Origin of the sequence: Flammeovirga yaeyamensis (assembly GCF_018736045.1) — a bacterium.
In the GTDB taxonomy this organism is placed as follows: Bacteria; Bacteroidota; Bacteroidia; order Cytophagales; family Flammeovirgaceae; genus Flammeovirga; species Flammeovirga yaeyamensis.
This window is the reverse complement of the sequence record NZ_CP076133.1, coordinates 527290-541498: the sequence shown is the minus strand read 5'-3', so window position 1 is coordinate 541498 and position 14209 is coordinate 527290. Positions and strand designations below refer to the sequence as shown.

At 36.8% G+C, this 14209-nt stretch carries 7 protein-coding genes; all 7 read right to left on the bottom strand.

Features of this window, described 5'->3' with window-relative positions; translation table 11 throughout:
- Positions 1-2 precede the first annotated feature (2 nt).
- The 7 genes from KMW28_RS22365 to KMW28_RS22335 all read right to left on the bottom strand — a co-directional run bounded on the left by KMW28_RS22365 (position 3) and on the right by KMW28_RS22335 (position 14209).
- The gene (locus KMW28_RS22365) at positions 3-3119 is read right to left on the bottom strand and encodes a SusC/RagA family TonB-linked outer membrane protein (protein ID WP_169662158.1); all 3117 of its coding nucleotides are present in this window, start codon (positions 3117-3119) and stop codon (positions 3-5) included.
- A 22-nt stretch (positions 3120-3141) separates the two neighbouring features.
- Positions 3142-5364, bottom strand: a complete 2223-nt coding sequence (locus KMW28_RS22360; RefSeq protein ID WP_169662159.1) for a beta-galactosidase — start codon at positions 5362-5364, stop codon at positions 3142-3144.
- A gap of 91 nt (positions 5365-5455) precedes the next feature.
- Positions 5456-6808: a sulfatase-like hydrolase/transferase gene (locus KMW28_RS22355; protein WP_169662160.1), complete on the bottom strand. Its 1353-nt coding sequence runs from the start codon at positions 6806-6808 to the stop codon at positions 5456-5458.
- Positions 6809-6815: 7 nt separating this feature from the next.
- On the bottom strand, positions 6816-8174 hold the full coding sequence (locus KMW28_RS22350; protein WP_169662161.1) for a sulfatase family protein: 1359 nt from the start codon (positions 8172-8174) through the stop codon (positions 6816-6818).
- 6 nt (positions 8175-8180) lie between these two features.
- On the bottom strand, positions 8181-9944 hold the full coding sequence (locus tag KMW28_RS22345) for an arylsulfatase (protein ID WP_169662162.1): 1764 nt from the start codon (positions 9942-9944) through the stop codon (positions 8181-8183).
- A gap of 90 nt (positions 9945-10034) precedes the next feature.
- Entirely contained in the window at positions 10035-12605 is a 2571-nt protein-coding gene (locus tag KMW28_RS22340) for a beta-mannosidase (protein WP_169662163.1), read from the bottom strand.
- A 263-nt stretch (positions 12606-12868) separates the two neighbouring features.
- Entirely contained in the window at positions 12869-14209 is a 1341-nt protein-coding gene (locus KMW28_RS22335; RefSeq protein ID WP_169662164.1) for a sulfatase family protein, read from the bottom strand.

Genomic DNA, 14209 nt, shown 5'->3' with positions numbered 1-14209 from the left:
ATTTAGAATTTAATATTCAAACCTGTGTTATAACTCCTAATCAATGGATAGGCAGAAAGTGTGGCTGCTTCTGGGTCAAAACGCTCATCCATGTTGGTAATGGTGAAGAGGTTGTTTGCCCCCACATATACCGTTACTCCTCGAATTCCAGAACTTTTTTTCATGGATTTAGTACTGAGAGTGTAACTCAATTCAACCCTTTTTAACCTTAAATATTCTGCACTTTGATATTGATAATTACTTGGTTGCTGATTGTGAGATCTTGTAGCATTACTTGATCTTAAAATCGGTACATCTGTATTTCTGTTGTCTGGACGCCATGCATTCATATTACCTGGGTTGGCTTGCTCATAGTCGGCATTGGTAAATTCATATAGCAAGGCATCAGTTACTCTTTTTTGAACTTGATTTACCCCAGTAAACAGACTAGAAAAAGCTACTCCCTTCCATTGGAATCCTAATTGGAAAGAGTAAGTAAACATCGGATAATCTTGATAGGCCGCTACTGCTTTGTCTAAGTCATCAATCACTCCATCACCGTTATAATCCACATATTTACGATCGCCAGGAATCCTGTTTTCTTGTCCCCAAACCGAACCAGGAGAATTATAGACATCATCCCAATCTTGATAAATACCATCGGTAATCAAGATGTTGTCTGATCCAATTGGCTTGCCAGCATCTTTAAGATAATCAGGCATATTCTGAGGATCATCTCTAAAGACCACTCTATTCTGAGCAAAACTACCAATCGCTTTCGCATTGATATTAAAGTCTTTGGTGATATTCTGATTCCATCCTAACGTCACTTCAAAACCTCTTGATTTGGTCTCTCCAATGTTCTCGTAGGGATTATCCAAACCAAACCAAGGCGGAATGGTCTTTCTTTCCATGAGAATACCTGAACGTTGCTCGTTGAATAAATCGACGATCACAGATAAATGAGAGAATAACTCTAATTCAATACCTAAGTTCATCTTCACTGCTCTTTCCCAAGTAGCATTTGGGTTAGCTGCACGTCCTTCTTGATTCGTATAAAAAGCTGATGGAGGGTTACCGAAATACACATTTTTACCCTGCTCAAATAATTGAAGATAAGTCCATCTATTCACGCCTTTATCATATCCTGACTCACCGTAAGAGTATCTGATTTTGAAGAGATCAACGGCATCATACAAGCGAGATTCTTTGAAAAAGTTTTCGTTGGAAATGATCCAACCTGTAGCGAAGGAAGGGAAGAAGCCAAATCGTAACCCAGGAGCAAATTTTTCTGAACCATTGTAGGCTCCATTCACTTCTACAAAATAACGTTGATCGTAATCGTAAGTCGCTCTACCAATCCAGCTTTCCTCAAAAGCAGGCCAATTGATTCTGCTTATATTTTGACTACGCATAAACAATCCCATACCCGAAACAGTATGCTTATTAAAGTTTCTATGGTATCTAATTGCCGCTTCGTAATATAAATTTCTCTTATAGCCTCCTAATTGTTGGTTTCCTACATTTACCGGCCCTACCACATAATTAGGATTAGGAAAACGAAGTGTATCTGTTGGAGTATATAAATAAGACGGAACATTAAAACCTGAGTTTCTGCCCGATTTATTCGAGATGTTCTGTTTATAATCAAATGCTGTGTTGTAAGATAATTTACCTGTGAAGGATAATCCTTTTGTGATAAAATCCAGCTTTTGTTCTAGTGTAACATCCGATGCTTGAGTATTCTTTTTATTGATGTGTGCACCACTGTAATTCAATAATAAATAAGGATTTGATCCACCACCATCATGTCCGATATTACCATCAGCATAATGAATAGGAAAAACGTAAGTAGGTGCTTTATAATAAATCAGCTTAAAGAAATCTGATTTTGCCCAATCGTCATCACTAGAACTACCATATCCTGCTTGATTTTTAAAGGATAAACTACCGGCTAGACCTACTTTAATGTTGGTCGTTTTGGTAAGCTTCACTTTAAAGTTGGTACGATAGTTATAACGTTCGTAGTTAAAACCAGGATCGTAATATTGGTTAGGTTCTGTCTTAAAAATATCTCCATCGTTGGCGTAACTCAACGACACAAAATAATTAATTCTTTGGCTACCTCCACTTAGGTTTAAGTTATAGTTTGTAGTCGTACCAAAATCCCTTACCAACTCGTCGTACCAATCGACTTCGGGGTACATATAGGGATCGACTTTGTTTTCCCATTTGGCAATATCTGCATTAGAATAGTAGGCCGATGGATCGAAAATCCCATCGTTAAACAATGCTTGATTCTTCATTCTCATTACAGAAGCACGGTCGGCCATGTAGAAATTTGATACCGGTTCTTTAAAGGAAACGTTGGTCGAAAAACTAAACTTTGGCTTTCCTTCCTCACCTTGTTTGGTGGTAATCAATATCACGCCATTGGCCCCTTTGGTACCAAAAACGGCAGTGGCAGAGGCATCCTTTAATACAGAAATACTTTCTACTTCGTTGGGATCAATATCTTCGTAATCACGTTCGATACCATCCACTAAAAATAGAGGGCTATTGTCTACCCAAGAAGATTTACCACGAATAAAGATCTGAGCGGCAGACTCCCCAGGTTGTCCCGATCCTTGGATGGAAGTAATACCCGATACCAAACCAACTAAAGAGTTGGTAAAACTCATGTTACCACGGTTCATCACCAAATCTTCCCCAGAAGTTTGTTCGATGGCACCAATTACACTTTCTTTTTTCTGCACATCATAACCTACCACTACTACTTCTTCCATTTGAGTAATGTCTGGCTTTAAGTGTACTGTAATTTTGGATTGATGTTTTACTACAATCTCTTTCGCTCTATATCCTATATATGATACGATTAGGACATCAGATGATATGGGTTTTAAGAGTTTAAAATTACCATCGATATCTGTGGTTGTTCCTATGTTCGTTCCTTTAAAAGTGACATTGGCCCCTATTAAAGTTTCTCCTGTCATTTCATCTTTAACTACCCCTTGAATTAAAGCGTCTTGTGCGAATATGTTAGTTTTACAGAGGAGCAACAATAGCGTACTACACAATGTTAGAGTCAACTTATGTAGTATCGTTTTTTGTCTATATTTATTTTTTGTATTCATTCTCATTTCATACTATTTAAAGCACCAATTAATGAAGTACTATTATATCTGTCTGTCGGTCTGATGATGTTTGCACTTTTATCAGGTACTTGCCAGATCTAATATGATTCAGATTGATTTGATATTCATGAGTTGAAAATGATCCCTTCGAAACATTTTTTCCCTCGATAGTGAAAACCTGATAAACTCCATCACCTTCCAATGGAATTTGATAGAGTTTATCGTTGAGATTAATTAATCTTTTTTTTTTAGACTTCCCTTTTCTAGAATTACTCGATTGATCTGATGTCGAATCGTTGAGTTGATGTAAAATCAATTCTAATATTTTTCCTTTCAACTGTGTATCCGAATTAAAATCGGGATGGAAAAAGTGAGTACCCATGTAGATCATTTTACCAGATCCGATGTTTTTCTCGATCAATGCAGGAGAACCATCTTGCCATTTGCCTAACACTTTGAAATTGTCCGAAGGAAGGATCTTTACTTTGGTACCTTGTGCAGGAAAATCGCTCAAAACTGAGAATGAACTACCCGTAGAAAACTGGATTTTATCATCACTCCCATATTCTAAAGATGAGAAACTTACCCCCGTTGTATTGTCTAATCGAGGGTATCCTTTATGATTTACCAAGCCCGAAATAGAATAGATATTTTCCGAATATCGACCATTGATAAATACATTTAAACCTTTATTCCTAATCTGTCTTCTCAATGCATTGCCTACCTTTTTATTGGTGAAAGGCATAGAGATCGTCAAGAGTGGAAGGTTGAAATCTATATCATCTTGAATAACCTCGAACTCAGAAACCACATCAATAGACCAACCATTTTCTAGTGTCGCATAGATAAATGCAGAGATGTACGTATTGTAATTATAATTTTCTGATAAATACCCATAGATTTTGTTCATCTGAGGCCACAGAAACTGTACATCAGCCTTTTCGATTTTCTGATTTAGGATATCAGAATGTTTACCTTTAATATATTTAGATAGGTAGCTTTTTAACTCGTAATAGGCATCCTTCTTTTGTCTATGTCTATCGAGTATACCATAATGCTCAATACCATATTCTTCATTGCCTTTTTCTGCCTGACCATTATATGTGAAGTATACAAACCCAGTACCTCCTGCATCAAAGCATCCTTCCAACATCTTGTTCAACTGATCGGTTGATGGGTTACCACTTTTCGTACTGAACTCACCCAACCAAACAGGCTTTTCGTTATTAAAAAGTGTTCTGATAAAGTTTACAGCGCCTTCGATCTTGAATGCATTCTTTCCTAAAGGGTAAACATTAATCCCTATCACATCGGCATAAGAGTAATTTATTTCAGGATCTAAAGCGACATTCGCTCCGTATTTACTTGTCCACTTCCACATCATGTTTTGGATGTAGAGCGTTTCTTTATCGATCTTTTTACACTCTTGGATTAAACCACCAATAAAGTCTGATTTAGCAATACAGTTCCATAAATTCCAATCGGCAAATTGCTTGCGATCTGTGGTTGGCATTTTTTCCCAGTTCGAAGGAATGTTCTTTCTGAAAGGCTCCACTTTATGGAAATTGGCATAAGTGGTTCCCCAAGCTTGGTTAACATTCTCAATGGTTTTATACCTTTTATGCACCCAATCTCTGAAAGCTTCTCGATTGTATTTGTTGTAGTCCATCCATTGTTCCTTATCTGCAAAATGAGGTTCCGTGTAGACCGAATAAGCCACAATCGATTTTCGTCCTTTTACATGAGCAATAGTGTTTCTAACATAGTTGTAGTAATGCTGCTTGAATGGTTTCGATGCAAAAGATAAACGACTGTACTGAGGTTTTCCTTTGATATCTTTTGCCAATAATTCTTTAGAATTATACTTGTTCTCGAACCATTTTGGTTTCCATTCGTGCGCCGATTGATTGAATTGAAGAATAACATACAAATCTTCTTTTTCAATCATGTCTATCAATTTATCTAATTGATTAAAGGTGAAAATACCTTCATTCTCCTCTATATGATCCCAAGCAATATTCAGACGAATACCGTTAAGTCCCAAGGATTTGATGTTTTTAATATCTTCTTCCCAATGTCCATCATTCCAATGATCCAATCCCCAATATTGGATACCTGCAAATAGTACAGGGGCATCATCCACCATTACCACTGGCTTTTGATCGATGTGCCCAACACTAACAGATTTTGATTGTCCAATTACCGTAAAGGCAAGGAGTGAGAAGAATATATTTAGTAACGTTTTTTTCATATTAAGTTTAGCGAAGTAGATCTTTACGATCGAGTTGTTAGTGAGGGATACATATCAAAATGCACCCCCACGCTACATAACATATACCTTTTTAAGAGTGGGACTTTTTCCCTTTCCCTTTCCCCTTACCTTTTCCTTTGCCTTTTTTCTTCTTTTTCATATTTGAAAAATCACCCGGCTTTTTCAATTCATCTACTCTAGCTTTTAGGTAGTCGTGTTGCTTTTTCTCTTTTTCCTTTAGTTGAGCTACTTCCAACTTTTTCTTCTCCATTGGATCCTTTTTGATGTTGTAAAAAGCGCCACTCGAATAGTATTTGAATTTGGTGTTGAAAGCATATTGCTTACCAGGGTATTTCTTCTTACCAAACGAACTGATAAATACGAAGTCTCTTACTTCCTTAGGTTCCTTCCCTACCAATTGATCATAAAAGCTAATTCCGTTTAATTCCGTTTCCGGTGCTTTTGCTCCAGTAATCTGCATTAATGTTGGATAGAAGTCGGTTAGATCTACTAAGTTTTCGTTGATCTGAGGTTTTACAAAACCAGGGCAATAAGCTACAAACGGAACGTGTGTACCGTGCTGAATCGATTTCCCTTTTGCTCCTCTAATTTGTTGTCCTTGCCAGTTCGTTGTTACTTTTGTCGATGTACCGTTATCGCCAATAAACATGATGACAGTGTTCTTATCCAGTTTATTCTTCTTAAGGTTTTCTACAATCTGACCAATCATCTTATCCATATATTCCACATTGCTTTGGAAGTACTTCGGATCATCATATTTTAAATCAGAAAGTGTATCGTACTCAGGCATTCCCGGTGTTGGTTGGAAAGGATCGTGTGTAAGAAGCATGGTATAGTACACAAAGAATGGCTTTTTCTTATTCTTCTTCACAAAATCGTTTACAAAACTATTAATTACATCTGGACCATAGATACCCTCAGAAGGTAGACGTTTTCCGTTTTTTGTCAGAATGGCGTTTTTGTATCTAGGAAGACCTTTCTCGGTTAAGTTCCAAAGACAATATTCGTCAAAACCAAAGTGGTAAGGATCTTTTAAGGCATCCTCTTTTTCTCTTCCGTAACTAAGCTGCCACTTACCAGCAATAGCTGTTGCATAACCTGCATCTTTAATGGCATTGGCAAACGTTTTTACATGCTGAGGCAAAAAACCAAAACGCTTATAATTATGTGAATTGTATTTACCCGACATGATTTTCACACGTGTAGGTGTACAAAGCGGAGTGGCATGTGCGTTTTCGAATTTCATACCTGTTTCTGCCAAACGATCGATATTAGGTGTTTTATAATCGTCCGTTCCGTAACAACCAATCGCTTCTGCTCCAATATCATCAATTAAAATCATGATGACATTTTTCTTTTCCTGAGCCATTACAGAGAATGACATCATCAAGAGCAAAGTAATAATTTGATTCTTCAATTTCATTTCCTTGTTATTTAGTCTCTTTTAATTCTGGTTCGAATTTGTTGTTCTTCAATTTGTTATTGAAGGACTTCATTCTTTTGATAGATTTATTGTAGAACTCTTCTTTCTTTTGCTTGATGTTCTTTGCTTCTGATTCGTCTTTGCTTAAATCAAAAACTGAAGCTTCAATTTCTTTTGTGAATACTTTTAGTTTACCGTTCTCGCTATTCACTACCTGACGTTCAGGATTAGGCGTTCTGTATTTATGAGGCTTATGTACTTTTAAATCACCCTTTCTCATGGCCTCAATACTTTTTCCTTGGAAGTAGAAATATTCCTTTCTAGGAGATGCTGCTCCTTCTGTTAAAGTTGATAGTATGTTTACACCATCAATTTTATACTCAGGAAGAGTCGCTCCTGTCATTTCTGCTACTGTTGGATATATATCAATCTGAGAAGTGAACGCATCTGACATTTGTGCTTTTACTGTACCCGGCATATAGAAAATACCTGGTACTCTGTGCCCTCCTTCGAATGTAGTTCCTTTCCCTTCTCTCAAATTGCCGGCATTTCCAGAACCATCACCTTGTTTTAATGAAGGGCCATTATCAGATGATATAACAACAAGCGTATTCTCTTCTAATCCTAATTCTTTTAGTGTGGAGATCACTTCACCAATCGACCAATCGATTTCCATAATCACATCACCATACAATCCATTATTTGATTTTCCTTTAAACTTAGCAGAAGCCGCTAAAGGAGTGTGTGGCATGTTGTGGGCTAAATACAAGAAGAATGGCTCATCTTTATTTTCTTTGATAAACTCTACTGCCTTCATCGTGTATCTAGCGGTTAACATCGAGATATCTGGATTGTATTCGATCACTTCGTTTCTTTCGTAGAAAGGCAGTTTACCATCCACTTTTAAATCGTGAGAAAAAGGCAAACCGTAGAAGTAATTGAAACCATGGTTGGTAGGTAAAAACTCTGGATAATGTCCTAAGTGCCATTTACCAACAATAGCTGTTTCATACCCATTATCCTTCAACATTTCAGCCATTGTAGTTAGTTTAAAGCTAATGCCTTTTGGAGTATTCAAATACACTTTAGGCACACCGGCTCTTGGAGGGTACATACCTGTTAGCAAGGCAGCACGGGAAGGAGAACAAATATTCGAACCTGCGTAGAAGTTCGTAAACGTTGTTCCTTCAGCTGATAAGGCATCCATATTTGGGGTACTGTTTTTCGATCCCGGATAACAGCTAAGATCAGCATAGCCCATATCATCCATATTGATGATAATTATATTTGGTTTCTCCGATTTTTGAGCAAATAAGCTAGTGGAACAAATCAGAAGAATTATTGATATTTTAGTTAGTAGTTTCATGATGATTTAAGATTGTTGGTTTTTTTTTACAATTAGCTGCTTCAGTCTGAAGTTATTATTCGGTTGAATATCATTACTCACACGTACCTTGATGGTGTGTTTGCCTTTTTTCAGATGAAGTTTACCTAATTTTAAAGTTCCCCATGTATATTCATTCATTTCTGTTCTTGCTTCACGGTCTGGCATTTCTACCACTTGAGTTTCAAATGCTTTATCCATGATTCTTGTGGTATGTTGCTCGCCTGCTTCAACGAAAATTTTAAATCCTTTAAATTCGTCAGAACAGCTATACAACATTTGAATAGCATAATCTCCTTCTTCTACCACTTTTACATCCCATTGGATGACACCTTTCTTGTTTTTGAAATTTCTAGCCCAATCGTTAGACCAACCTTTTCCTTGATATCTTACCTTATTTTTAGTAGTTCCGTCTACTGCTTCAAGAATTGTTTTAGGACTTTTATCGTGTCCCAATTGTATACGTTCTGCTTTAGGTTCTTTACCATTAGGAGTTACATTCATAAACCATTGATGATAATCAGCTGCAAGTTGGTTTGTTACTTCAGGATGATCATTTCTAATATCCTTTAACTGACTTGGATCTACATTTAAATCATATAGGGTCGTATCATTGTCTTTGCTAAAAACCAGACGATATTGTTCTGTACGAACAGCACCTGCAGGAGCTTCAGCGAAATGCCATGGTTGATTGTGAGTGAAGATTGATCGTTTATCGAAGTTGTTAGAATCGCCTTTCAATAAAGGTGAAATATTTAGACCGTGAATATCTAAATTTTCAGGGACTTTTACACCACATAAGGCCGCCAATGTAGGAAATATGTCGATATGAGCAGTTAATTCGTCAATTTCTACTTTTCCATAACCAGGGATTCTCATGTACATTGGTACTCGCACACCGCCTTCGTGAACAGTGGCTTTTTTCCCTTTCATTTCTGCATTATATCTATCACCATTCGGTCCGTTATCAGTTGTATAGATAAAAATGGTATTTTCCCAAAGGTTGTTCTCTTTCAAATGTGTAATCAAACGTCCTACGTTATCGTCGATATTCTCACACATACCATAAACAGCAGCCGTTCTTTCGTCCAACCCCATTTCAGCATATTTATCATAATACTTATCTGCTACTTGGAAAGGTGCATGAGGAGCATTGTAAGGAATGAAGCATAAGAAGGGTTCTTCTTTATTTTTATCAATAAATTCGATAGCTCTATCGGTTAACACATCAGAGATGTAGCCTTCTGTTTTTACAAAATCACCTGTTTCAGTTTCTAATTCAGCATCAAAATAATTATTCCAGTGTCCTGCACAGAAACCTAAGAAATCATCAAATCCCTGCCCAACAGGGTTATGAGGATATGTAGATCCATTATGCCATTTTCCGAATAATCCTGTTTTATAATCTGCTGTTTTGAACAACTCTGCGATAGTGACCTCACTTTCGTTCATCACTTCTTTACGGCGTGTCACCCAATTTACTCCTGTAGCCAAATTGTGTCTACCTGTTAAAAAACTAGCTCTTGTGGGTGCACAAACGGCATTTACATAATAATGGTTTAAAGTAATATTCTCTTCTGCTAATGCGTCGATATTAGGTGTGGAGATGTATGGATTGCCAGTCACCCCAAGGTCTCCATACCCTTGGTCATCTGTCATGATCATCACAATATTGTATTTCTGCTGAGCAAAAACACTACCCGAGAGGAGGGTCATTCCGAAGATCAATATTTTTAAAAATCTTTCTTTCATTACTTTACTTTTTAAAGCGGGGAGGAGTAAACTTTGTCAGTAGTCACACATTTCCTCCCCTTTGACTTAATAAATGATAGTTTGCTAAGCTTATAAATTGGTCTTTTGCTCGTCGTTTAGTGTATGAAAGTCGAATGAAACATTAGTGTTACTCTCTTTTGAAGGCACCCAATTAATCACTTTCACTTCTCTTGGAAGAAGGTCGAAATAATTATCAGTTAAACAGCCAGAGTGGTCTTTACTATTCACTCTCACACCTCTCAACAACTTATTTGATGATAACTTGATGGTATAACTTCCATCGCTATTAGCGGTTACTTCTTTCTGTAAATCGTAATCTTTGCTCAACGCCAAATCTTTTGATTTTACAGAATAGAATTCGTTACGATGGATGATTTTATTCTTTTGTGTAAGCGTCGTTACCATCACAAGGTTATTTTTTTGTTCTGGTAAGTCTTCTGCTTTAATGGAATGAGCCAATGATGAAGTGTTTGCCTTAAGAGCCACTTTCTTCTTTTGTTCTAATACTGTATTTCCATCAAAGTCTAGCACTTGTACTTTCAATTCTGCAGATTCGTCTTTTAATTCATCAGATACTACATAGATATTGTACACTCCTTCGTCTAATGAAACCGTAGAAATTTTATTCTTGTAAGCATCTTGAATTCTATAATGTGCCGATTTCCAATTTCCTTCATAATCAATCGATGCCCACGATGCTACCGGCCAACAATCGTTTACTTGCCAATACAACGATCCCATACAGTGAGGCATGTTTCTTCTGTGCGTTTCAATGGCAAATTTTAGATCGTATCCTTGATATAATTGAGAGATATAAGTGAACTTCTCAAAATCTTTACCGTCGATACCAAACTCTCTTGTCAAGTTTTTCATGATACGCTTGTTGCCATATTTAGCTTTTTGATGATTTCTCATGCCTTTCGACCAAAGATTCACCTCATCCTCTTTCACGTACTTTTTCATTACTTGTACTTCTGGGAACGATTGGTAACCGTACTCACTCATAAATCTAGGTACGTGCGTTTTGTAGTAGTCCATTGGTTTTGGACCTTTCCAGACATCCCATAGGTGACGGTCGCCTTTTGTTTCCAAATGGTCGCCATATTTTCTAAAGTAAGGAGAAGAAGCCCAGTAATCTTTATCATCGTGTTGATGTAAAACATCTGGAATTTCTTTGGTAAATAATCTGAAGTAATCGTTGATAATTTTTGTAGAATCTGCTTCCGATAAGTTCAATTCCTTTTGGATGCCCCATCCGAACCATGCCCACTCAATTTCGTTATTACCACACCACATGGCTAAAGAAGGGTGATTTCTCAAACGAATCACATTGTCTTTTACTTCCTGTTTTACATTTTCTACAAATGCTTCATCACCAGGATACAGTGAACAAGCGAACATAAAGTCTTGCCAAACCAATAAACCGTATTTATCGCAAAGGTCGTAGAACAAATCTTTTTCATATGTACCACCGCCCCAAACACGAATCATGTTCATGTTAGCATCTGCACAAGCTTTGATCGTTTCCTCCATTTTTTCATCAGAAACTCTATCCAAGAACATATCTCCAGGGATGTAGTTGGTTCCTTTCATGAAAATATCATGACCATTCAATCTAATTTTAAATGATTCTCCGATTTGATCTTTTTCAGTAACTAACTCTACCGTACGAATACCAATGTTTTGTACATTCTCATCTAAAAGCTGTCCATCTGATTTGATCTGTACTTTGATAGGATATAAATGTTGATCACCTAATCCATTCGACCACCATAACTTAGGATTCTTGATTTTAAAGTCTAAAGCAAGCGTTTGATCTCCCTCTTTTACATTATAAAATTCTGATGCATATTTCTTTCCCTTCACTGCATCTAGAATAACTACTTCTATATTTCCAGGAATTACCGACTTAATATTTACCTCTGTTTTTACATCTACATTTTTGGCAGTGATGTTCGATTGAGTGTAACGAATGTTATCAATACGTGAGTTTTTCCATGATTTTAAAGTAATCGGACGATAAATACCTGAAGTAACTAAACGTGGACCCCAGTCCCAACCGTAATGATAACCAGCTTTACGTGTCATTACCGAAAGTTTTCTATCTCCAGTGTTGCCTGTTTTAGCATCGTCGTTAATTGCATACAATGGGTAACCTACGGCATCCCAAAGTGGGGTTCCTTTTTTAATTGGAGAATGGAAATAGATCTTTATTTCGTTTTTCCCTTTTTTAATGATGTGTGAAACATCTACTGTCCAAGATCTAAACATGTTATCTGCAGATAAGATCTTTTTATCGTTTAAATAAACATCTGCATACGTATCTAGTCCTTCAAAAATTAATTCTTGCTTTTGAGTATCTTCTATGGAGTTATTAAATGATGTTTTATAGATCCAATCTTTTTTATCGATCCATTGCACCTTCTTTTCGTTCTCACCAAAAAATGGGTCAGCTATTTTTTTATGTCTCAAAAGATCGGTGTGTACACATCCAGGTACTTTTGCGTCCAACCACTCCTTTCTGTCGGCTTGTGCAAACTTCCAATCTGCTGTAATCTTTTGTTCGATAGTCTGAGCAGAAAGCTGCCACCCTATCATCATAAAAAGAAGTAATAATATTTTATTTTGTCCAAATCTCATAACTGATCTTTGCTTTTAATTTGCTAAAAAATCCATTTCAATATTTTTCAAGATGCGTCCATCTTTTGTGTTTGATCACCTTACAAATGTAGAGGGAAAATACCCCGAAAAAGGGGTTATATCTTGAAAATAAAAGGGGATATATATCTAAAAAACATCGATTAGAGAACGTGAGGACAGTTTTTAGCATTATCCCTCCGTTTTTAAATGAACACAAAAAAAGACAGCAAAATGCTGTCTCTTTTATCGAATTCCAATTGAGTCTATTTCGCCCAAGGAGTTTTCCCTGAGTTTACAATATGTTTTCTTAATATTTTATCGAAGTTCTTCATCTTTTTCTTTAGGTCTTCAGCTGGAATAGGATGCTGCTCATTTTTATCCTTGTTCATGTTATAAAAAACATAAGGTTCGCAGGCTGAATTTTGAACATACTTCCATCCATTTTTCTGAACGCTATAGAAGACACTTCCGTCTACACAATTACTTCTGTTTCCTCTTCTCACAGCAATGTCTACACGATCTTCTTTTTGTATTTCTCCTTTCTTAAACAAGTTGGTTTGATCAATTCCAGAAAGTTCTTCTTCGTAAGATACTCCTGCAATTCTCGCTACTGTTGGAAAGATATCTGTTATCGATACATAAGCATCCGAAGCTTTCCCTTTATTCTCGATTTCGTTCCATCGAACAATAAAAGGAACTCTTAAACCTCCTTCGTATAAATCTCCTTTTTGTCCTTTAAACTCACCGTTATTGGCCCCGTGGTTTAATGCTCCTCCATTATCAGATAAGAACATGATCACCGTATTGTCCAACTCTCCTTTTTCTTTCAGCTTAGCTACAACATCACCAATTCTCTTGTCCATATGCTCAATTAAGGCTACATATTTTGCACGTTTTTCGCTAATGCCTTTTTCTCTTTTCATCACTTTCTCCAAGTAATCAGCAGGAGGTTGTAAAGGAGAGTGAGGTGCTGTATAAGTCAAGAACATCATAAAAGGGTCTTTTCTATCTTGATCCAAATAATCTAATGCCCAATCGGTAAATAAATCAGTTACATGACCTTTTGTATCTAGTTCTTCCTGATTTTTTCTCATCCAATTTTGCTTGTATCTGATATGTTCGTAATAATCCGTCATACCTACTAACCATCCATGGAAAAAGTCGAACCCTCTATCGTTGGGAAGGTTAGGCGATTGATGTCCCAAATGCCATTTTCCTATGAGAGAAGTCTCATAAGATGTTTTTTCTTTTAGAAGATCCATTATCGTTGTTGCCGATGGATCGAAGTACCCAAAAGAGTTACTTTCATTCACTCTCACTACACCAGGAACACCTACCAAATCGGGTGTTTTACCTGTGTACATCGAGGCTCTTGACGGCGAGCACACCGAAGATGTTGTATGAAAATTGGTATACTGAGTACCTTCTTTGGCCAGTTTATCGATGTTTGGAGAAAGAACATCTTTAGCACCATACACTCCTAAATCTCCATAACCCAAGTCATCAGCTACTATAATTAAAAAGTTCGGCTGCTTTTTTTGAGCATAACTGTGAGAGGTCAAGAATATACTGACCAATAGCGTTAAGATTAGATTGCTTTTCAC

Bases quoted from the DNA above. Each gene is read 5' to 3' on its own strand.
- KMW28_RS22365 (WP_169662158.1), bottom strand. From the start codon at position 3,119: ATGAGAATGAATACAAAAAATAAATATAGACAAAAAACGATACTACAT.
- KMW28_RS22360 (WP_169662159.1), bottom strand. From the start codon at position 5,364: ATGAAAAAAACGTTACTAAATATATTCTTCTCACTCCTTGCCTTTACG.
- KMW28_RS22355 (WP_169662160.1), bottom strand. From the start codon at position 6,808: ATGAAATTGAAGAATCAAATTATTACTTTGCTCTTGATGATGTCATTC.
- KMW28_RS22350 (WP_169662161.1), bottom strand. From the start codon at position 8,174: ATGAAACTACTAACTAAAATATCAATAATTCTTCTGATTTGTTCCACT.
- KMW28_RS22345 (WP_169662162.1), bottom strand. From the start codon at position 9,944: ATGAAAGAAAGATTTTTAAAAATATTGATCTTCGGAATGACCCTCCTC.
- KMW28_RS22340 (WP_169662163.1), bottom strand. From the start codon at position 12,605: ATGAGATTTGGACAAAATAAAATATTATTACTTCTTTTTATGATGATA.